Raw genomic sequence first — 22148 nt, 5'->3', positions numbered from 1 at the left:
GGCTTTGATAGCGGTGGTCAACAAACTTTTAAAGCAGGCCTTTGCTATTGCTACACAAAAAACCTATTACACCGAAAATAACTTAAATTTATCTTGTATATAAACACAGTTCATCTCGACCCTGCCTTGCCGGCAGGCAGGCGGAGTGGAGAGATCCCTTTTTAAGTTAGAAGTACGAAGTTAGAATACTTCGAGAAATTTGAATTTTGAATTCGAAATTTGTATATTTTCGTCATACTGAACTTGATTGAGCATCTCATCTTACATAATGAGATTCCGCGTCAAACACGGAATGACGCCACTTGTATGCTGTAACCTAAAATTCACAACTCAATCTCCCCTAACAACTTTAAATAATCTTTTCGATTATTTACAAAATCGAGTTCAGAAATATCAATGATCTGGACTTTCATATTGGTTTGCGATTTGATAAAAGAGAGGTAACTTTTATTGATATTCATCAAATATTCGGGTTGAATATTTTGTTCGTATTCGCGGCCTCTTTTTTTGATATTCTGAAGTAATCTGTCGGTATTTTGGTACAGGTAAATATACAAATCGGGTTTTACCAATTCTTTGTACATTAGATGAAATAACTTTTTATATAGCGAGTATTCGTCCTCTGCTAAAGTGATTTTTGCGAAAATCAACGATTTAAAAACATCGTAATCAGAGATTACAAAGTCTTTAAATAAATCGTATTGGGCCAGATCATCAGATAATTGCTGGTAACGATCGGCCAAAAAAGACATTTCCAGTGAAAACGCATAGCGCTCCTGGTCTTCGTAAAATTTAGGCAAAAAAGGATTGTCCTTAAATCGTTCTAAGATTAGCTTAGCGTTAAAATCTTGCGATACCATCGTCGAAAAGCTGGTTTTTCCGGCACCAATATTCCCTTCAACCGCGATATAATTACAGGAACTAAATTTGTGATTGATTTTGGGAGCTTCGAGCTTTGTATCAATTTTGGATAATTCGGCATCATCTTTTACTTCTAATAATAATTGCTGAATTTTCTTTTTCAGTACGGGATGCACTTCGTTAGAAGCAATATCATTTAAAGGTTGTAATACAAAACGTCGATTTTGGATTTGTGGATGCGGCAACGTTAAGGTTTCTGTTTCGCGCACTTCATCTTCAAAAAGTAAAACATCCAAATCTAAAGTTCGATTTTGGTAATTTTTGGCATCACTTCTTTTTCGGCCAAAATAAGCTTCAATCGCTAATAATTTCCGAAGCACCTCTTCCGCAGTAAAACGTGTAGAAACCGAAATACAGGCATTAAGAAAATTATTTCCTGAAAAACCCCAGGCCGGTGTTTCATAAACCGAAGAGATTTGTATAATTTCTCCAATTTCTTCAAATATCTTGTTTACGGCATTTTGTAAAATTTCAAAACGCTCTCCTTCATTGCTTCCCAGCGCTATATGTACTATCTTAGGGGATTTCAAACTGTAATTAAGAAAAGTTTAATAAGGGATGTGCTATAATTTCACAGCAAATTAAGCAAAACAAATGCACATACCCTTAATTTTGTTGGTAAGTATTTTTAAAAAATTAATTTGGCAAAACTCTACTTAAAAGATAAACTTACGGCGTATAGATTTTATTTGATTCTGGCCGCCTTGTTCATTGCATCTCTGGTAGTTTCTAATTTGATATTTCAGAAGTTTTTTAGCTGGGATTTTTTCGGCATTTATACTTTCGAAATATCGGTGGGTATTTTGCCATATCCGGTGACATTTTTAATTACCGATATTATTAGTGAGGTGTATGGAAAAAAGAAGGCCAATCAGGTAGTGACTGCTGGTATCTTTGCCTCGCTCTTTTCTTTATTGATTATTTATACCGCAGATGCTGTACCGGCAACAGATTGGTCCCCTATTGGAGACGAATTGTTTAAAAAGGTATTTGGTGCTACCGCCATTGCTGTAATAGCTTCGATGCTGGCCTATTTACTGGCGCAATACATCGACATCCAGCTTTTTCATTTTTGGAAAAAACTCACTAAAGGAAAACATCTTTGGATAAGAAATAACTTTTCGACCTTTCTTTCCCAATTTGTAGATACTTTTTCTGTGCTTTTTTTGCTGTGTAGCTTTCATAAAATTGAATGGGATCGTTTTGGAGCACTTTTACTAAGTGGATTTTTATTTAAGGTAATTGTGGCGATTTGCGACACCCCATTTTTATATGCCGCGGTATATGCAATGAGAAAACGCTTTAAGCTTGCGGAAGGGGAAGAAATTATCTTGGAAGAAGAAGATTAATTCGGAATGACTTTCCGAAAAATTAATAGCAAACCATCTCGGGTAAAGTCCATGAGGCATTTATTAGAACACAAGTTTATTTTGAGGTAAACGTTGAAATATTTAATCTCAATTATCGAGTAAAGTATCTCAGGTAAAGTTCTTAGGGCATTTATTAGAATACAAGTTTATTTTGAGGTAAACGTTGAAAATATTTAATCTCGATTATCGAGTAAAAACTACTACTTAACCATAATTAGGATGAAAAAAGTATTTAAAATTATAGGGATTACGTTGCTTGTAATTATTGTTTTACTAATTGCAGCTCCTTTTTTATTTTCTTCACAAATAGAGAATTTCGTTAAAAAGACGATTAATGATAACGTAAACGCCAAGGTTGAATTTGCCGATATCGATCTGAGTTTATTTAGAAGTTTCCCACAGGCCACCGTGGTTTTAAGTGATGTGAGCGTAATTAACAATGCTCCTTTTGAAGGCGATACACTGGCCGATGTTAAAGAAGTTACCTTACAGATGAGCATCAAAGAGCTTTTTAAAGGCAGTGACGAACCAAAGCGTATAGACGAATTTAAAGTGAACAATGCTTATATCAATATTTTGGTAGATTCATTAGGAAGAGCTAATTACGATATCGCCAAAGTAGATACCACTGCAACAAACACAGCAACTGCGGCTGATACCACCGGCGGTTTCAGTTTAGATCTTAAGCATTATGAGATTAATAATTCCAGATTAAATTATATCGATAAAGGCACAAAAATGGCCTTAAAATTAGAAGAATTAAATCACCAGGGAACCGGGGATTTTTCTCTTGATGAAACCGAATTGGATACCGATACCGAAGCGATTGTTTCTTTTGAATTTGACAGTATTAACTATTTAAACCGAAATAAAGTCGATTTAGATGCGGTGCTACAAATGGATCTGGAGAACCTTAAATATACCTTTCTTGAAAACGAAGCGCATATAAATCAGTTGCCTTTAACTTTTGACGGATTTGTGCAGGTTGATGGTGACGATACGAATATCGATCTGACCTTTAAAACCCCATCGTCTGATTTTAAAAACTTCCTGGCCGTAATTCCTGAAGTTTACGCCAAGAATATCGAAAATGTAGAGACTAACGGTGATTTTGTGGTCGATGGAATGATTAAAGGGGTTGCTAACGACAAATACATTCCTAAGTTAGATATTAAAGTAACTTCAAACAATGCTTCTTTTAAATATCCAGATTTACCAAAAAGTGTACAGGATATTAATCTTGATTTGCGTGTTTTAAACGAAACCGGAATTGTAGAAGATACCTATATAACATTCAATAATGTAAAATTCAGGATCGATCAGGATCGTTTTGCCGCTAACGGAAGCGTAAAAAATCTTATGGGGAATATGCTGGTTGATCTGGATTTAGACGGGACCCTAAATTTAGCGAATCTCGATAAAGCGTATCCTTTAGATATGGATCTTGATCTAAACGGAATTCTTACGGTCGATGCCTCCACAAGCTTTGATATGAACAGTATTGAAAAAGAACAATATCAAAACGTGAAAAGTAGCGGGACGGCAGCGATAAAAAACTTTAGCTACAAATCGCCTGAAATACCGAATGAGATTAAAATTTCGAGTGCCAGGGTGAATTTAAATCAGGGGAATGTTTCTGTTCCAGAGCTTAATCTAACTACCGGTCAAACCGATTTACAGGCTACAGGAACTATTCAGAATTTAATGGGTTTCCTGTTTACAGATCAGGAATTAAAAGGAGATTTTAATGTAAAGTCAAACACTTTTGCCGTTAACGATTTTATGATTGCTGAAACCGAAGAGAAACCAGTTAAAACTTCCGAAGAAAATACTTCTGAACCCCCTAAAACCGAAAAAGTAGTTACCGGCGAAGAAGCGATAAAAATCCCATCTTTTCTTGATGTTGCCTTAACTTTTGATGCAAAAAAGGTACTTTACGATAATCTGAAGCTTACCAATGCGAAAGGGAAACTGATTATTCGTGATGAAACCGCAACTTTAGAAAATATTACAACAGATATTTTTAATGGGAATATCGCGCTTAATGGTCATGTTTCTACAAAATCTGAAACGCCAACTTTCGATATGTCTTTAGATTTGAATGCGATTAGCATTGCGGAATCTTTTAACGGATTGGAATTAATGCAGGGATTGGCACCGATTGCGAATGCACTGCAAGGAAAAATACAGACGAACCTGAATTTAAAAGGAAATTTAAATAACGATCTAACGCCCATTTTAACAAGTTTGGCCGGTGATGCTTTAGCGCAAATTTTAACTGCCGATGTAAACCCTGAAAAAATGCCGCTTTTAGCGAAGTTGGACAGTCAGCTTAACTTTATCGATCTGGACAAGATCGATTTAAATAACCTGAAAACAAAATTATCTTTTAATGATGGAGCCGTAAATATTCAGCCATTCGATTTTAAAATAAAAGATGTCTTGGTACAGGTTTCGGGTAGTCATGGTTTTGATATGAACATGAATTATAAACTAAATTTAGATGTTCCTGCCAAGTATTTAGGAAACCAGGTAGGAAATACATTGAGCCAATTAAGCGGATCGGATTTACAGAATACCAAAGTTGAAATTCCTGTTGGATTAAGCGGAACGTTCCAAAGTCCGCAAATCAATCTCAATATGCAGCAGGCGATTAGTAGTTTAACGCAGAAAATTGTTGAAGAACAAAAAAATAACCTGAAAGAAAAAGGCACCAATGCCTTAAACGATTTGATTAATAAACAATTGGGTAAAAACAACCAAAATCAGCAAACTACCGATAGTACTGCAACTCCGACACCGCAAACAAAAGCTGATTCTACCAAAACTCAGGAGAAAAAACTTGAAGATGCTGCAAAATCGATTTTAGGCGGATTACTGAATAAAAATAAAAAGAAGAAAGACACAGTGCAGTAGTTCGGTTAACAGTTTACAATAGCAGTAGGCAGTTATTCAAAATTCAATAAATAATAAAGCTGTTGGCAGTCTCAGTTTGCAGGTTTACAAGATTCAATAAGCAATTAGCAGGAAAGCTTTTAGCTATTAGTGATCAGCTTTCAGCTATTAAAAAATAGTCTTGTGTCATTTCGGGGGCACGAAGTGAAGTCGAGAAATCCTTTTTTTCTTATCGTAAGAGATTTCTCCATTGCGCTGCGCTTCAGTCGAAATGACTTATGTATGTCATCCTATGTTTGTGGATGGTGATTTCCTGAAATAATGAATACATTTCAATAGAATAAGGGAAATCAAAAAACGGGCTTCGTCATTTCGAGCCTGCCTTGCCGGCAGGCAGGCGCAACGAAGTGGAGTCGAGAAATCTTTTTTTATCGTAATGGATTTCTCCATTGCGCTGCGCTTCAGTCGAAATGACTTATGTATGTCACCCTATGTATTTGGATGTTGACTTCGTGAAATAATGAATAGATTTCAATAGAGTAAGGGAAAGCAAAAAAACGGGCTTCGTCATTTCGGGCGCAACGAAGTGAAGTCGAGAAATCTTTTTTATCGTAATGGATTTCTCCATTGCGCTGCGCTTCAGTCGAAATGACTTATGTATGTCACCCTATTGTGTATGTTGATTTCGTGAAATAATGAATAGGTTTCAATAGAGTAAGGGAAGCAAAAAAACGGCTTCATCATTTCGGGCGCAACGAAGTGAAGTCGAGAAATCTTTTCCTGCTTTCAGCAAAAAATAGCTACATTATCTTGTTCTTTGGCCTTAATTAAAAAGTTTTCGACCTCTATTTCAGAATCTTCAGAATACTTTTTGGAGGGATGATCTATTTCCTGGCCAAACGCTACAGAAGTTAAAAAAAGCAGTAGGACAAGATTCGATAATTTCAGCATAAATTGTATCTTTTTAATTAAAAAACAGCAATACCTATTGCTCGATTTCCTTGATGATTTTACATGGATTTCCAGCAGCAAAAACATCATCTGGGATATCTTTGGTCACGACGCTCCCTGCACCAATCACCGCTCGATTCCCAATTTTTACTCCGGGACAAATCGTAACATTTCCACCAACCCAAACATCATCGCCAATTTCAATCGCTTTAGAAAACTCAAGCATCGAGGCTCGTTCTTTAGCATTTAAAGGATGGGAAGCGGTGTAGATTTGTACATTGGGGCCAAACATACTTCTGGAACCAATTTTCACTTCCATCCCATCTAAAATCACACAATTAAAATTGAAATAAACTCCTTTTCCGGTTTTAATATTATAGCCGTAATCGCAGTAGAATGGCGGTTGTATAAACAATCCTTTTCCTCCTTCCGGAATCAGCTCTTTAAGAATCGATTTTAAATTTTCAGGCTCATCTTCAGGGCAGGCGTTAAATTTCTTAAGTAATTCCCGAGCCTTTAATCGCTCTTGGGACAATTCTTTATCTCCGGCAAAATATAACTCACCGGCCAGCATTTTTTTCTTTTCAGATTTCATAATCATAGCATTAACTTACCTGTATTTCTACCACAAAACCTTCGTGAGCTCTTACGTTAAAAACGGTGCCGTCTTCAAATAATAGATATTGGCCTTTTATACCTTTTAATTCTCCCTGATAAAATGGTGATTTTGTAAGATTTAAGGTCTTAATTTTTTTTGGAAATTGTTTTACTGGAAAATTAATTACAGTTTCTTTTTGATCGTCCAAAAAGTACGCTTTGGCTTCTTCAGGAATAAAACCTTTTAATTTTTCACGTTCCTCTTCAAGATTTAGATCTAAAATATCGTTGGTAAGCATCTTACGCCAGTTGGTTTTATCTGAAACATGATCTTTAAGCGCAACTTCAGTAATTCCGGCTAAATAACGATTAGGGACTTCAGCAATTGCAATCGCCTCGTGTGCTCCCTGATCGATCCATCTGGTAGGCACCTGTGTTTTTCGGGTCACCCCAACTTTTACGTTGCTGGAATTTGCTAAATACACGATATGAGGTTGTAACTGTACACTTTTCTCATATTCCAGATCACGATCTTCCTGATCTAAATGCGCTTTACTTAATTCGGGTTTCATTATCCAGTCGCCCGCTTGTGGGATAGAACTAAAACAATCATAACAAAAACCCTGGCGAAAAATCTTCTTTTGCTGCCCACAATTTAAGCACTGAAAACGCAAAAAATTAATGCTGATCGTTTTATCTAAAAGCTGATTAAGATTTAAAAAATCATTCTCAAAATCAAGATAATATTCAACTTCATCCAGCAGTTCGGTTTTCATTTTGGTTAGCACCCCTTCGTATCTCATAGCTTTTTCGTATATTTTTAACTGATGCGTTTTTGCAGGCTTCAAAGAATCGATTATTTTTAACCGACCAACCAAAAAGCTCTGCCAAGAGCTGATAAATATATAATAAATAAATGCCAATTCCATTAGTAAATTCCATTGCTTCCTGGTTCTTAAAGAAGCGTATCCATCAGATGGAATTATTTATAAAATACCCTAACGAGGTACAGGAAGAATTATTAAAAGGGCTTATTAACAAAGCTCGAAATACTGAAATTGGTAGAAAATATAACTTTGCTGAAATCAAAAATTATCGGGATTTCGCTAGTCGGTTGCCTATTCATTGCTACGAGAATTATTACGAAGCTATCGAAAGAAGTCGGCAGGGAGAAACCAATATCTTTTGGCCTACCCCTATAAAATGGTTTGCAAAATCTAGCGGAACCACCAACGCGAAAAGCAAATTTATCCCGGTTAGTGAAGATTCTCTTGAAGATTGTCATTATGCGGCAGGTAAAGACCTGCTGTGCATGTATTTAAACAATAATCCGGGATCACAATTATTTACTGGAAAAAGCCTACGTCTTGGCGGAAGTAAAGAAATCTATAGAGAAAAAGGCACCAGTTTTGGAGATCTTTCGGCCATCCTAATCGATAATATGCCTTTTTGGGCAGAATTTAGTAGTACGCCCAGTAACGAAGTATCACTAATGCACGATTGGGAAACCAAAATGGGCGCTATTGTAAGAGAGACGATACAGGAAAATGTAACCAGCCTTGCAGGTGTCCCTTCGTGGATGCTTGTTTTACTAAACAACGTATTAGAACATACCGATAAAGAAAGTATTTTTGAAGTTTGGCAAAATATAGAAGTGTATTTTCATGGCGGAGTAAGTTTTGATCCCTATGCGGTACAATATCAAAAAATCCTTCCTAATGAGGATTTTAGATATTACGAAATTTATAATGCTTCAGAAGGTTTTTTTGCCTGCCAGGATCAAAACGACCATAAGGAAATGTTGTTAATGCTGGACTACGGAATTTTCTATGAATTTATCCCAATGGACAGCTACGGAAGTGAAGCAGAAAAAATTATTCCTTTATCTGAAGTTGAAATTGGTAAAAATTATGCCATCGTGATTACCACTAACGCAGGACTGTGGCGTTATAAAGTGGGAGATACCGTAAGGTTTACCTCAATTAGTCCTTACCGCATTAAAGTTTCTGGAAGGACAAAACATCATATTAACGTATTTGGTGAGGAATTAATCATAGAGAATGCTGAAGCAGCACTTAAAAAAGCATCACTAACCAACAATTGTGAAATTGTAGATTATACAGCAGCTCCTGTTTTTATGGAAGGGAAAGAAAAAGGGGCACACGAATGGATTATCGAGTTTAAGCATCCGCCTAAATCGATGGAAGAATTTAATACCGATCTCGATTTAGCCCTACAAAAGGTAAATAGTGATTATGAAGCCAAGCGTTATTTAAATATGACCCTCAACGCGCCGAAGATTCATGTGGCCAGAGAAAAATTATTTCACGACTGGTTAAAGAAAAACGGCAAACTAGGCGGCCAGCATAAAATTCCAAGATTATCAAACTCCAGAGATTATCTTGAAGAATTACTTGGGATGATGTAGGATTTTTAGTTTACAGTTATCAGTAAGCAACTTTACAAAACTCAATTAACAGGAAGGCTTTTAGCGATTAGCTTTCAGCCTTTTAAAAATGAACTTTTTAGTCACTTCGAGTGGCAAATTTTGGAATACAATAGAGAAATTTGATGTATCGAGAAGTTCTTTTCAGTTGACAATAAGCAGTCTCAGTTGGCAGTTTTTGAAAATTCAATATACAATTAGCAATTAAAGGAAGGCTTTTAGCGCTCAGCAATTAGCTTTCAGCTTTTTAAAATAAGCTTTGAAATTATACAATCTTGATAATTATCCATTGCAAGTAAAGTACCTCGGGGTAAGCCCACAAGGCATTCGTTGAAAACAAATTTTTAATTTCGAGTCAAGCCTCGGGGTATTATACCCTTTGGCGGTGCCAATAAATAAACCTCACAGGTTTTAGAAACCTGTGAGGTTTGTTGTTTAAAAAGTCGAAAAGTCTCTTTACCTTAATCCTCAAAAACAAAAAAACCGGTATTCTGAAAATTCAAAATACCGGTTGGTTTTATATGAAATCGATATTAGTCAAAATCTTTGGTCACTTTCTCTACGGCTGCTATCGTTTTATCCAGATCTTCATAGCTTAAAGCATCACTAATAAACCAGGTTTCAAAAGCACTTGGTGCGATATAAATTCCGCTTTCCAGCATTCCGTGGAAAAATGTGTTGAATTTTCCATTTCTTGCCGCTTCCGCAGAAGATGCAAAATCGGTTACCGCTTCTTCAGAAAAATGTACCGAGATCATCGAGCCCACTCGATTTATCGTATGTTTTACACCGTTTGCTTTCAAAACTTTCTCCATCCCTTCGTGAAGATATTCTGTTTTTTTATCGATGCTTTTAAAAATTTCGGGATTCTCAGACAACTCGGTTAACATCGCCAATCCGGCAGCCATCGCCAACGGATTTCCGCTTAAAGTTCCTGCCTGGTACACCGGCCCAACCGGAGCCAGATAATCCATAATTTCATTTCGGGCAGCAAAAGCACCTACCGGCAAACCACCACCAATTACTTTCCCAAAACAAACAATATCGGCATTGATTCCCAGTCGCTCCTGCACACCTCCGGCAGCCAGTCTAAAACCAGTCATCACCTCATCAAAAATCAGTAAAATTCCGGTTTCATCACATAGTGCTCTTAGACCTTCCAAAAATCCTTCAGCTGGTGGAATACATCCCATATTTCCTGGCACAGGCTCTACGATAATACAGGCAATTTCATCTTTATTTTGATCTACGATCTGTTTTACACCATCCAGATCATTGTAAGCTGCCAACAAAGTATCTATTGCTGTTCCCTGGGTAACTCCCGGGCTGTTTGGCGTTCCAAAAGTCATCGCTCCACTCCCGGCCTGAATTAAAAATGAATCGCTATGCCCGTGGTAACATCCGGCAAATTTTATGATCTTTTCTTTACCGGTAAATCCTCTGGCTAATCGAACGGCACTCATACACGCCTCGGTACCCGAATTTACCATCCTTATCTTATCGATATTTGGCACCATTTTCACGGCTAATTCGGCGATTTTGGTTTCAATTTCTGTTGGCGTTCCAAAAGAGGTTCCTTTCTTGGCTCTTTCGATCACGGCATCCACCACCGGTTTATGGGCATGACCAAGAATCATTGGTCCCCAGGAATTAATATAATCGATGAGTTTATTTCCATCTTCATCATAAATATAAGCCCCTTCTGCTTTTTCAATAAAAACAGGATCTCCGCCTACGGCTTTAAAAGCTCTCACCGGCGAATTTACGCCGCCCGGAATTACTTTTTTAGCTTCAGCAAATAAGGCACTACTTCTTTGATAAATCATATGTTGCAATTTTTATCGTCTTTCTTTTACTAATAAGGTTTGACCAATTTCAATATTGGTTCCGTTTAAATTATTCAATCGCTGAATTTCATCTACCGTCGTGTTATAGCGTTTAGAAATAGAATATAATGTATCTCCTTTTTTCACAATATAACTATCACCTTTAGCTTCAAACGTGGTGGTATAACTTGGCGAAGGACGCTCTAAAACATCGGCGTCATAGCGGTATAATTCGTAACGCTCTATCAAATCGATCAATTTTTGGGGATATCGGCGATCTGTAGCATAACCCGCCTGGCGTAAACCTTTTGCCCAGCCTTTGTAATCATCTTCATCTAAATCAAAGAGCTCGGCATAGCGTCGGCGTTCCGCTAAAAACAAGGAGTGATCTCTAAAGGAATATTTTGGATGCTTATATTTTCTAAAACATTCCTGATTGCGATCATCGTCATGGTAAATTTTTTCACCCCTCCAGTCGTGACATTTAATCCCAAAATGATTATTGGCCTGTTGTGCTAACCTTCCTTTCCCAGAACCCGATTCTAAGATTCCCTGTGCTAAAGTTATACTAGCCGGCACTTTATACAATCGCATCTCCTGTTGGGCGATTGGGGCATAATCTGCAATATAATTTTCTACCGTAAAATCGTAGGTTCTTACCGGCATGGTTTCAGCATCGACCACTTCAGCCGGAGTTTCTGTATTTCTATTTCCCTGATTGCGGTTATTGATCACCGCTTCATTTCTATGTTTTCGGTTTTTACGTGTTGTCACCTTCTTTTTGCTTCCGCAGGAAGCCATAAAAAGTGCAAAAACAACCAATATCAAATAAGGTTTTAACCTCATATTATTCAATTATTAAACTCATTTTCTTTTTCTCCAATCTGCGGTTCATCCCAGCAATTCCCTGCAAACCGCCCGTATGCACCGCTAAAATACGGGAATTTTCAGGAACTCTATTTTTTTTGATCATCTCAAAAACACCAAACATCATTTTACCGGTGTACACGGGATCAAGCTGAATTCCAAACTCCAATTTAAATTCATTTATAAAACTTACCAGTTCTTCATTTATTTTAGCATAACCACCAAAATGCGCATCGCTAACGAGTGTCCAGTTTTTTTTATTGCTGAAATGACCAATTTCATTTTTTAGAAAATCACCTTTTAATGCTGAAAATGCCAAAACTTTTTGATCTTTACCTGAAGCATTTATTATTCCTGAAGCCGTCCCACCAGTCCCGGCGGCAACACAAATAAGATCAAAGTTTTTATCTTCTTCGCTTAAAATCTCTTCACAACCTTTTATGGCAAGTTGGTTTGTTCCGCCCTCAGGCACCAGATAAAAATCTCCGAATTCAGCATACAGCGATTCGATAAAATCGGGATCATTTTTTCTTCGGAAATCTTCACGCGACACAAAATGAAATTCCATTCCGCATGCTGAAGCAAATTTTAAAGTAGGGTTGAATTTTAAGGTTTGCTGAAGATCTTTTGCCAGCTCTTCTCCCCTAATTACTCCAATTGTGGGTATTCCATATAACTTCCCGGCAGCAGCTGTAGCGGAAATATGATTAGAAAACGCACCACCAAACGTCAAAATTCGTTGTTTTTGAAGCTTTTTGGCTTCCAGCACATTGTATTTAAGCTTTCTGAATTTATTCCCCGAAACTTCAGGATGCAGCAGATCTTCCCGCTTCAACCAGACTTCAATATTCTTATCTTCAAACTTTTTGATAAAGTCATTTCGTGAAAAAAGAGGCTTATTTTTATGGAATATCGACTCGATGTTTTCCGCAGCGTTCATAATGCAAAGATGAGAAAGGCTAAAATCGCTACAAAGAATTTAACGATAATATTTTAGGAAAGAAAAGACTCTTCTGGACTTTAAATAGTCTTCATCTTTTTCGTTGCTATAGGCTTCAACCTCAAAACTTATATTTTGGTAAGCCGTCATGGCATTTTTATATTTAATCCACCGAAAAATGAATTCCGCAGCATAAAAAATATAAAAGAAAATGACAAAAAGCTCTAATTGTTGCCGCAAGTGGATTTTTTCATGATTCAGCAACAATTCATCTCGCTTATAGGCTGCGTTTTTCACAAAAATCACAGGCCAGATGGTAACAGCAATAAAGTTTTTACCTAAAATATGTTTGTTGACCAAAACCATAATCTTCAATATAAGAATTGTAATTTTGTTTTTATGAGTTTTTCAAAGAAAAGAATACCGCTAGAAGAAGGCGATTATTATTTAACGCCAGAAGGCTATCGATGTTTTACCGAGCAATACCATCTTAAGCGCGGCTATTGCTGCGAGAGTGGGTGCCGGCATTGTCCTTATGGGTACAATAAAAAAACAAATACGCAGTAATTATTTCAGCAATCATTTTAAAACACACGAAAATGACGTTTAAGGAACAGCTATTACAGGGAATTCCCAACGAACTTCCAGAACCTAAACCACTGGATCCTGAAGTCAACCACGCTCCCAAACGAAAAGCCATTTTAAATCCTGAAGAGCAAAAGCTGGCGCTGCAAAATGCGCTTCGATATTTTAAACCTGAACATCATAAAACACTGCTACCAGAATTTAAGCAGGAATTAGAGGATTTTGGCCGTATTTACATGCATCGCTTTAAACCCGATTATAAAATATATGCGCGACCAATTGAAGAATATCCCGGCAACAGCACTCAGGCCAAAGCGATCATGCTCATGATCCAAAACAACCTGGATCATGAGGTAGCACAGCATCCGGACGAATTGATTACGTATGGCGGGAATGGTTCGGTTTTCCAAAACTGGGCACAGTATCTTTTAACGATGCAATACCTGGCCACCATGGAAGATGATCAGACGCTAGCGATGTACTCGGGTCACCCCATGGGTTTATTTCCCAGCAGCGAAAATGCTCCACGCGTGGTAGTGACTAACGGAATGATGATCCCAAACTATTCGCAACCCGACGATTGGGAAAAGTTCAATGCCCTTGGGGTAACGCAATATGGGCAAATGACGGCGGGAAGCTATATGTATATTGGTCCGCAGGGAATTGTTCACGGTACCACGATCACTGTGTTGAACGCCGGAAGAAAAATCGCTAAAAATAACGAAGATCTCTCCGGAAAGCTTTTTGTAACCTCGGGACTTGGCGGGATGAGCGGCGCACAACCCAAAGCCGGAAACATTGCCGGTTGCATTACCGTTTGTGCTGAAGTAAATGAAAAAGCGATTAAAACAAGGCATAGCCAGGGTTGGGTAGATGAAGTAATTGCTGATATTCGTCTTCTTGCTGAACGTGTTTTAGAAGCCAGAAAAAACAAAGAAGTAGTGTCTATCGCTTATCACGGTAATATTGTTGAAATATGGGAGTATTTTGCTGAAAATGATATCTATATCGATTTGGGCAGCGACCAGACGTCTTTACATAATCCCTGGGCTGGTGGTTATTATCCCGTAACCCTCTCTTTTGAAGAAGCCAAAGAAATGATGGCTAATGATCCTGAACAATTTAAAGCAGAAGTTCAGGAGAGTTTGCGACGACAAACCACCGCGATTAATAAACATACCGCTAAAGGCACTTATTTCTTTGATTATGGAAATGCTTTTTTACTGGAAGCCTCTCGTGCCGGAGCCGATATTTTAGCCGAAAATGGTGATTTTAAATACCCAAGCTATGTTCAGGATATTATGGGACCCATGTGTTTTGATTATGGCTTTGGCCCTTTTAGATGGGTTTGTGCCAGCGGAAAAGAAGAAGATTTAGCCAAAACCGATAAAATTGCCACTGAAGTTTTAGAACGACTGAAAAAGGATTCTCCAGCTGAAATCACTCAGCAAATGGAAGATAATATTCGCTGGATCAAAGGCGCAAAGCAAAATAAACTGGTGGTAGGCTCTAAAGCCAGGATTCTGTATGCCGATGCTATAGGTCGAATTGAAATTGCAAAAGCTTTTAATAAAGCGATTGAAAATGGTGAAATTGGCCCGGTTATTTTAGGGCGTGACCATCACGATGTTTCGGGAACCGATTCTCCTTACCGCGAAACCTCTAATATTTACGACGGCTCGCGTTTTACCGCAGACATGGCGATACAAAATGTGATTGGCGACAGCTTTAGAGGTGCTACCTGGGTAAGCATTCATAATGGCGGTGGCGTTGGCTGGGGCGAAGTTATAAACGGCGGATTCGGCATGATTCTTGAGGGTAATAAACAGTCTGAAAAGCGATTAGAATCTATGCTTTTTTGGGATGTGAATAATGGAATAGCCAGAAGATCCTGGGCAAAAAACGAAGGAGCGGTTTTCGCTGCCAGTCGAGCTATGCAAATGGAACCAAAGCTAAAAGTTACCCTCCCAAATATGGTTGATGATTCCCTTTTTTGATATTTACATTAACCATAATAAAATATAACACCTATGAAAGTTCTAAAATTTACTCCTGTATTGATGCTACTGGTGCTGTTGGTAACCTCATGTAGCACCGTAAGAGTAGCTTCAGATTACGATCGCGAAGCAGATTTTGATTCGTATCGTTCTTTTGCATTCTTTAAACCAGGAATTGATAAAGCCGAAATTTCAGACCTTGATAAGAAAAGAATTATGCGTGCTATAGAAGGAACTATGGCTGAAAAGGGATTTGACAAATCACAAAGTCCAGATCTTCTTGTAAGCATTTTTACCAAAACGCACGAGAACATTAATATCTACCAAAATAATCCGGGTTGGGGTTATGGATGGGGATGGTCTCCCTGGTACTGGAATACAGGATTTAATACTGTAAACAGAACCAGTGATGGTACTTTATATATCGATCTTATCGATGCCGATACTAAAGAACTGGTATGGCAGGGAATGGGAACTGCGGCCCTTGCAGAGAGAGTAAGCAAAAAGCAGGAAAGAATCAATGAGATCGTTTCTAAAATTTTGGAAAAATACCCTCCAGGATCTGAAAAATAAATAGATGGATTTTAAATAATCCAGGATAAATTTAAAGTTAGCCTTTCATCTGAAAGGCTTTTTTTATTACCCCTTCTCCATTTAAAATCGTTTTGGTAGCTAAGAGAAATCCTTTTAGATCTTGTATCGAAGCTTCCATTTGATCCAGTCTGCGTGCAAAATCTTTCACATACAACTCAGGTTTTTAGTATATTTTTAGAAATCAGCACAAATGTTTGTAAATTTCGTATATTCATTACTTAAACAAGCCACAAATTTATGCTTAATTCAATTGAGTCTAATGAAATACTGGAGCGACTACCCGCACATCTTCAGCAATATATTAAAGCACAAAACTATGAAGATTATACACCGATTAATCAGGCAGTGTGGCGTTATGTAATGCGCAAAAATGTTGAGTATCTAAGCAAAGTTGCGCATAAATCGTATTTAGAAGGACTCAAACAAACGGGAATTTCCATAGATCATATTCCAAATATGTATGGAATGAACCGCATTCTAAAAGAAATTGGCTGGGCAGCCGTTGCTGTAGACGGATTTATTCCGCCTGCTGCTTTTATGGAATTTCAGGCCTATAATGTTTTGGTGATCGCCAGCGATATCAGGCAATTGGAAAATATTGAATACACTCCTGCTCCAGATATCATTCACGAAGGTGCTGGCCATGCCCCAATAATAGCAAATCCCGAGTATGCTGAATATTTGCGAAGATTTGGGGAAATTGGTTGTAAAGCGATTTCCAGCGCTCATGATTACGAAGTGTATGAAGCCATTCGAAAACTCTCTATTCTAAAAGAAGCTGAAGGCACTCCGTTGGATGAAATCGCCAAAATTGAAAAAGTTGTTGAAGACCTTCAGCAAAAAGAAGTAACGCCAAGTGAAATGTCTTTGATTAGAAATTTACACTGGTGGACGGTAGAATATGGTTTAATTGGCACTCCTGAAGATCCTAAGATCTACGGTGCAGGTTTGTTATCCTCGATTGGAGAAAGTAAATCCTGCCTAACCGATAAAGTAAAAAAGATCCCATATTCGATTGAAGCCATGCAGCAGGAATTTGATATTACCCAACCGCAGCCTCAACTTTATGTGACACCAGATTTTGCACATTTGAGTTTGGTTTTAGAAGAATTTGCCAATAAAATGGCACTGAGAAAAGGTGGTTTAAGCGGAATCAAAAAACTGATCGATTCTAAAGGATTGGGCACAATTGAGTTTAGTACCGGTTTACAAGTTTCCGGAAATTTTGAAAACGTAATCGAATTTGAAGGAAAACCTATTTATATTCAAACCAAAGGAAAAACAGCATTAGCCTATCGCGAGAAAGAACTGGTAGGCCACGGTACAAAATCGCACCCTGAAGGTTTTGGATCGCCCATAGGAAAATTAAAAGGGATCAACTTAGCGATTGAAGATATGAGTCCGCGTGACTTAAAAGCGTACCATATTTATGAAGGTAAAAATGTCACATTAGAGTTTGAAGGTGGAATCACCATTAATGGAGAAATTATTACCGGCACCCGAAATCTTCAGGGAAAAATTACGCTTATCAGCTTTAAAAACTGTACCGTAAAATATGTGGATGAAGTATTGTTTCAACCGGCATGGGGACGATACGATATGGCGGTGGGTAAAGAGATCGTCTCGGCTTTCGCCGGGCCGGCAGATCATCATTCTTTCGATCTGATTACCCATCAAACAAGTTCGAAAACCATCAAGACCAAAAAAACGGCAAAAAAGAAGGAACTTGAAGATTTATATGAAGCTGTTCGTCATTTCAGAGAAGGAAAAAATACCAAATATAGCATTCAGGCGGTATTTGATATCCTGAAAAAAGATCATCAGGAAGACTGGTTATTAGTAACCGAGATTTATGAGCTTGCTTTAGAACATGACCCGAAATTAGCCAAAATGAGTAAAGAATATTTAGAAAAACTTCAGCAAAAAAGGCCTAAAATCGCTCACTTGATTGAAGACGGAATTTCAATGGCAGAAACCAAACTGACCGCCGAAACATCAAAATTCTAAGGAAAAGTCTATTTTTAGTAGTAAGAATACCAATATCTTTCAAATGCGATAATGACTGAGATTAAACCATCGATGAGGATTAAAGCTTAATATCGTTAAAATCATTTTGAGAATTTACCGGCATATCATTATACTCTAACGTCCAGCCCATGCTATTGGTAAGAATATAGATTTTAGAAAGCTCGCTGATAAGTCGGTTTTGCGCATTCGATTTGATACTGGAAGCTTCTACTTTTTTCTTAATGGAAGCCGTTACTTTCTTTTTGATGGTATTATAATCTGAAGCCTCAAATTGATTTAAATAATCCTGTGTAACATCGTAATATTGAATATCGGGATAAATATTGAGTTCTTCTTTAGGGATACTTTTTATGATGACCCGTTTGTTTTCCTGGTCGATTTCGGTTTCTAATTCGCTAAGGTCATAGCTTACCGTAACTTTGGCATTTACTACGATTAATGCTTTTTTTCTGGCTGAAAAAACATCCAGATAAAACTTCTTAGAATCTTTATACGACCAAACCTGGGAGAAATTACCTTCTGTAACCACTAATTTCCCTACATTCTTAATTTGCTCCTGAATTAACTGGGAATTTTGTGCTAATTGTTCGCGTTCGTTTTGCTGATTCTCACAATAGCGAACTCCGAATACAATAAGTAAAACCACAGCAGCACCCAGCAGGAACCTTTTCATTTTAGAAGGATTAAAAGTTGAATTTAAAGATAATAAACTAGAAATTAAATAGAATAAAAAAGAATAATCAAACATCTATGAAATGCAGAATGGCTTGCTAATTCCGCTACTTGTAAAGTATTAATAGAAAGATAAATCTAATATTCTTAAAATGGGACTACCTCATTAAAGGTGGTCTATATAATAGGACTAATCTAACTTGCTATTTATCGAGGATAAACATCTTCGGGATTTGTTTTTTTCTTTTCCAAATAACGCTTCATTTTAGCATTCATAATCTCTGCTTCTTCCCAAACTTTACTATCCCAAAATCGCATATCATTAATATTATATCTATTGTTTCCATTATTCATTTCACATAAATATATTTTCCTAAGTTTCTTTTTAACTCGTGAATAACCATCTGGCTCATCTGAGTTTACGGAGTGATTTAATTTATGAATAATATTAATATTAGATGAGTCTGTACTCCCTATAAAGCAATTCCCATAATAATCAATCCCATCTTTATACTCATCTCCTGATTTCAATTTAACGTACGGATTAATCCTTTTAGTAATTGCTAGGAGAACTATTTTATTTTCATTATTGTAAAAAACCGTATCAATAAAAATATCTACGTTAGTAACTTTAGATTTTGGAGTTTTTTGTTTTCCAATAGAATCAATGTAATTTAGTGTCTCTTTTTCTAAATTTTTAATATCTCTTGCATATACTGCTTCTGATGTATTATGCTTATTTAAAAACTCTATAGGCGTATTAGTCTTACACTCACAAGAAATAACCACTACTAAAATTAATATTGGATATAAAAACTTAAACAATTTCATAATTAGTCTTTTTTACAGCTAGTACAAACCCACTCTTCTTTATCTTTATCCCATTCGTAAGTACCTTCTTGCAGTTGAATTATATCTCCAACAAAAGTATCAATGAAATGAGATGATTTTTTCTCATCGTTTTGTTTATCGTCCGCACCTTCTTCTTCTTGATTCGCTAAACCACCAAAACCAAGAAAATCCCAAAATCCTTCGTGAATAAATTGTTGAGTAAATATGTCTGAATCTGCTCTACCGTATTTACTTCCTGCTTGAAAAGGGTCAAAGTCTGCTACAACAGAAATTAATGCCTTACGTACTCTAGGGTCTTTATGGTTTTTGATATAATTTTTTAGAGCTTTCACAAATCCTTTTCCATAAACTCCTCCCATACTATGAGTAACTATTTTTATGGTTTCTGTGATATTTCCTTGCGGGTCTCTTGCTAAACTTTCAATAATGGATGCCGCTTCTGCTTTACCTTTTGTATACCCATCTGAATACCTGTTTGAAGCAGAGATATTATGGAACAATGAACCAGGAGAACCATCATAATATCTTCTTTTATGATCATTAAAATGATCCGATACACGTAAATCAAAAGCTACTTTATTTGGTTGTGACAACCAATTATCTTTAGCAGTATCATAATTTCTCCAATAATTCGCACCGCCACCACCTAAGCCATTAATAAATATCACTAAATTACCATCAGGGTCAATAGCGTTCGTAGGTGTATTTAGTGCGTACACATATGGGGAGTTAGCAAAATAAAATTCAGCTTTATTATCTGTTGAGTGCCATCTACCTATAGCAGCATCATACATCCTTGCTCCGTAATCGTGCCAGTTCAACCCAAGTTCTTCCTGTTCTTCCTTTCCATTGAAAATATAAGGATGATGTGTACCATTTACAACGTTATTATACCCTTTATGTTCAAGTCCAAAAGGATAGACGTTAACGCATTTTTTTCAACTATGGCGCACTTTTCAGCGGTTTCCCTCTAAAAATTTTTCATAAGAACGTCCTTTCCGCACCATCTTTCCGACCATAAATATACAGATTGGTATTTAATCCCTCGCAACGCCAACCCAACTATTTTTAACAAAACATCCCTTGTCTTGGCGTTGCTCCCTTTCCCTGCTTGGGCTTCCGCTCTTTTTGGCCTGCAACACTTTTTTGATGTTTAATCATTGTGTTTTATCGGTAAAAAAGAGTTGCCAAAAAGACCAGAGCAAAAGCCCTTTCCAAAGCTATGTCTACATAATTGGGCATTATGGGTACATTCCCTTGATTCCTGCCCCATAATACAACTATGTAAAATAGCCGACTTTCCCAACGCTCACAGCGGAACACGGATTGAAGTTTTCTTTATCGGTTGTAGAGATTTCGGATAGCTAACGCCCTTCGGTTGTTTCATTTTTAAAAGCTGAAGATTGCCTTTGCGCTCGGTTCAGCCTCGTGTAAATCTTCATCTTTTAAAAACGTTTAAACGTTCCGATAACGGTTGAAAAAGAGGTTGGCGAAGCGTGGATTTTCAACCGTTATTGGAATGATAGCCTGAACGGCGATTGAGTGCGCTCTGATTGGTTACGAAGTAAATATTTCCGTTTCGTAGTGCGCTGGCAGTAGCGTGGGCAAAGAGCGCAAAGGCATCAGCGGACATTTTACATAACGCAATTTATAACTACACAGGCTGACCGATTCAACAATTTAAAATACTGCCTGTGTATTATAAAGCCCGTGCGTTATGTAACTTTGCTTGGGGCAGGTTTTTGTGCATTAGCTTTCTTTTTTCTGGCGCAGCGCTTTGCTTTTTTGCGCTGGCGAGGGAGGTACGTAAAAAATGCCTGTGCCCTGTGTACAGTATTTTTTGCGTACCGGACGACCGGGCGTTGGGTGTGGTAAAAAGCAATGGGCTGCTTTAGTGGTGGCGCACAAAAACCTGCAAGGGCGGTGGCGCGCGGAAGGGCAAAAAGGACAGGGCGAGCCGTGAGGGTACGAGCGGCGTGGACTTTTTGCCCTGGGGATATTTCCACTTCCCTTGGTTTCGGGTTTTACTTTATCGGATGGAAGCTGTTGACGATTTCGTGCAGGTTTTCCAGGTCGTCCTGTAAATACCTTTCGGTGGAACTGATGTAACGATGTCCCGCCAAGTATTGAACCTTTCTTAAATTATATTGCCCTAACCAATTGGTAATTACACTTGCTCTTATTTGATTGATGTTCTCGACTTTGTGATTGGTCTTTTTCAGCTTTTTAATGATGTTGGTAATTGTGCCACTTAATCGGTCGTTGTTTGGTATCAATAAGCGTTCACTTCCTGCCTCGCCGGCAGGAAAGTCTATATTTCTACGCTCTTTTATTTCTTCCCTGATTTCTTTGATGTATTCTAGTAGTTCAATGACTTGCCAGGGTTTTAGTTCCAGTTCCCGTGCATTCATTTTCTTGTGTCCCGGAACATAGATTTTACCTTTGTAAACTTCTATGTGCCGGACTTCCAACGCTTTAAATTGGTCGTTGATAAGCCTTGATAGACCATCAGACCGACGATTATCCTATCTCTTTTTGCTGTTAATCTGTGGTATTGGTCTTTGATATTTTCAGTTTCGTAACTGTAATATAAATCCTCCAGTTCGT

At 37.6% G+C, this 22148-nt stretch carries 19 protein-coding genes and 1 pseudogene; 7 read left to right on the top strand and 13 right to left on the bottom strand.

Annotated features, from left to right (window positions below; genetic code table 11):
* Window positions 1-323: 323 nt before the first annotated feature.
* Window positions 324-1451 (bottom strand): 2-amino-4-hydroxy-6-hydroxymethyldihydropteridine diphosphokinase, encoded by a 1128-nt coding sequence (gene folK, locus L1967_RS20365; protein ID WP_249603345.1) that lies wholly within the window; start codon window positions 1449-1451, stop codon window positions 324-326.
* 111 nt (window positions 1452-1562) lie between these two features.
* On the opposite strand from folK, the gene L1967_RS20360 reads away from it, so the two are divergent.
* Entirely contained in the window at window positions 1563-2270 is a 708-nt protein-coding gene (locus tag L1967_RS20360; protein ID WP_249603344.1) for a queuosine precursor transporter, read from the top strand.
* A 240-nt stretch (window positions 2271-2510) separates the two neighbouring features.
* Complete coding sequence (locus L1967_RS20355) at window positions 2511-5207, top strand: AsmA family protein (protein ID WP_249603343.1); 2697 nt, start codon at window positions 2511-2513, stop codon at window positions 5205-5207.
* Between the two features lie 765 nt (window positions 5208-5972).
* On the opposite strand, the gene L1967_RS20350 is transcribed toward L1967_RS20355, so the two are convergent.
* The 3 genes from L1967_RS20350 to L1967_RS20340 are packed head-to-tail and all read right to left on the bottom strand — an operon-like array spanning window position 5973 to window position 7537.
* Window positions 5973-6137 carry a hypothetical protein gene (locus L1967_RS20350; protein ID WP_249603342.1) on the bottom strand — a complete coding sequence of 55 codons (165 nt, stop codon included), beginning with the start codon at window positions 6135-6137 and terminating at the stop codon, window positions 5973-5975.
* 34 nt (window positions 6138-6171) lie between these two features.
* Complete coding sequence (locus tag L1967_RS20345; RefSeq protein ID WP_249603341.1) at window positions 6172-6732, bottom strand: sugar O-acetyltransferase; 561 nt, start codon at window positions 6730-6732, stop codon at window positions 6172-6174.
* A gap of 10 nt (window positions 6733-6742) precedes the next feature.
* Complete coding sequence (locus tag L1967_RS20340) at window positions 6743-7537, bottom strand: DUF2797 domain-containing protein (protein WP_249603347.1); 795 nt, start codon at window positions 7535-7537, stop codon at window positions 6743-6745.
* A 113-nt stretch (window positions 7538-7650) separates the two neighbouring features.
* Here L1967_RS20340 and L1967_RS20335 point away from each other — a divergent pair, with 113 nt between their 5' ends.
* Window positions 7651-9162 (top strand): GH3 auxin-responsive promoter family protein, encoded by a 1512-nt coding sequence (locus tag L1967_RS20335; RefSeq protein ID WP_249603340.1) that lies wholly within the window; start codon window positions 7651-7653, stop codon window positions 9160-9162.
* Between the two features lie 551 nt (window positions 9163-9713).
* On the opposite strand, the gene hemL is transcribed toward L1967_RS20335, so the two are convergent.
* Genes hemL through L1967_RS20315 form a run of 4 tightly spaced genes read right to left on the bottom strand, consistent with a single transcriptional unit; the run spans window position 9714 to window position 13179 of the window.
* Window positions 9714-11006, bottom strand: a complete 1293-nt coding sequence (hemL, locus tag L1967_RS20330; RefSeq protein ID WP_249603339.1) for a glutamate-1-semialdehyde 2,1-aminomutase — start codon at window positions 11004-11006, stop codon at window positions 9714-9716.
* Window positions 11007-11018: 12 nt separating this feature from the next.
* Window positions 11019-11852 carry a glucosaminidase domain-containing protein gene (locus tag L1967_RS20325; RefSeq protein WP_249603338.1) on the bottom strand — a complete coding sequence of 278 codons (834 nt, stop codon included), beginning with the start codon at window positions 11850-11852 and terminating at the stop codon, window positions 11019-11021.
* Between the two features lies 1 nt (window position 11853).
* The gene (locus tag L1967_RS20320; protein WP_249603337.1) at window positions 11854-12813 is read right to left on the bottom strand and encodes a 1-aminocyclopropane-1-carboxylate deaminase/D-cysteine desulfhydrase; all 960 of its coding nucleotides are present in this window, start codon (window positions 12811-12813) and stop codon (window positions 11854-11856) included.
* Window positions 12814-12852: 39 nt separating this feature from the next.
* Window positions 12853-13179 (bottom strand): hypothetical protein, encoded by a 327-nt coding sequence (locus L1967_RS20315; protein WP_249603346.1) that lies wholly within the window; start codon window positions 13177-13179, stop codon window positions 12853-12855.
* A 33-nt stretch (window positions 13180-13212) separates the two neighbouring features.
* Here L1967_RS20315 and L1967_RS20310 point away from each other — a divergent pair, with 33 nt between their 5' ends.
* The 3 genes from L1967_RS20310 to L1967_RS20300 are packed head-to-tail and all read left to right on the top strand — an operon-like array spanning window position 13213 to window position 15968.
* Window positions 13213-13380: a C1orf53 family protein gene (locus L1967_RS20310; RefSeq protein WP_249603336.1), complete on the top strand. Its 168-nt coding sequence runs from the start codon at window positions 13213-13215 to the stop codon at window positions 13378-13380.
* A 32-nt stretch (window positions 13381-13412) separates the two neighbouring features.
* Window positions 13413-15395: a urocanate hydratase gene (locus L1967_RS20305; protein ID WP_249603335.1), complete on the top strand. Its 1983-nt coding sequence runs from the start codon at window positions 13413-13415 to the stop codon at window positions 15393-15395.
* Window positions 15396-15428: 33 nt separating this feature from the next.
* The gene (locus L1967_RS20300; RefSeq protein WP_249603334.1) at window positions 15429-15968 is read left to right on the top strand and encodes a DUF4136 domain-containing protein; all 540 of its coding nucleotides are present in this window, start codon (window positions 15429-15431) and stop codon (window positions 15966-15968) included.
* 37 nt (window positions 15969-16005) lie between these two features.
* On the opposite strand, the gene L1967_RS22330 is transcribed toward L1967_RS20300, so the two are convergent.
* Window positions 16006-16137, bottom strand: a complete 132-nt coding sequence (locus L1967_RS22330; protein ID WP_262917477.1) for a hypothetical protein — start codon at window positions 16135-16137, stop codon at window positions 16006-16008.
* Window positions 16138-16226: 89 nt separating this feature from the next.
* On the opposite strand from L1967_RS22330, the gene L1967_RS20295 reads away from it, so the two are divergent.
* Window positions 16227-17996, top strand: coding sequence for an aromatic amino acid hydroxylase (locus L1967_RS20295; RefSeq protein WP_249603333.1), 1770 nt, complete (start codon window positions 16227-16229; stop codon window positions 17994-17996).
* Between the two features lie 79 nt (window positions 17997-18075).
* On the opposite strand, the gene L1967_RS20290 is transcribed toward L1967_RS20295, so the two are convergent.
* The 4 genes and pseudogenes from L1967_RS20290 to L1967_RS20275 form a co-directional block, all read right to left on the bottom strand.
* Window positions 18076-18690 carry a DUF4230 domain-containing protein gene (locus L1967_RS20290; RefSeq protein WP_249603332.1) on the bottom strand — a complete coding sequence of 205 codons (615 nt, stop codon included), beginning with the start codon at window positions 18688-18690 and terminating at the stop codon, window positions 18076-18078.
* A 206-nt stretch (window positions 18691-18896) separates the two neighbouring features.
* Window positions 18897-19520, bottom strand: coding sequence for a hypothetical protein (locus L1967_RS20285; protein WP_249603331.1), 624 nt, complete (start codon window positions 19518-19520; stop codon window positions 18897-18899).
* Between the two features lie 2 nt (window positions 19521-19522).
* Window positions 19523-20449 (bottom strand): annotated as a pseudogene (locus L1967_RS20280) (RHS repeat-associated core domain-containing protein); the annotation flags it as partial.
* Between the two features lie 1116 nt (window positions 20450-21565).
* On the bottom strand, window positions 21566-22012 hold the full coding sequence (locus L1967_RS20275) for a site-specific integrase (protein WP_249603330.1): 447 nt from the start codon (window positions 22010-22012) through the stop codon (window positions 21566-21568).
* Between the last annotated feature and the right edge of the window lie 136 nt (window positions 22013-22148).

Source organism: Zunongwangia pacifica, assembly GCF_023499215.1.
GTDB lineage: Bacteria > Bacteroidota > Bacteroidia > Flavobacteriales > Flavobacteriaceae > Zunongwangia > Zunongwangia pacifica.
This window is presented reverse-complemented; position numbering and strand designations above follow the sequence as displayed.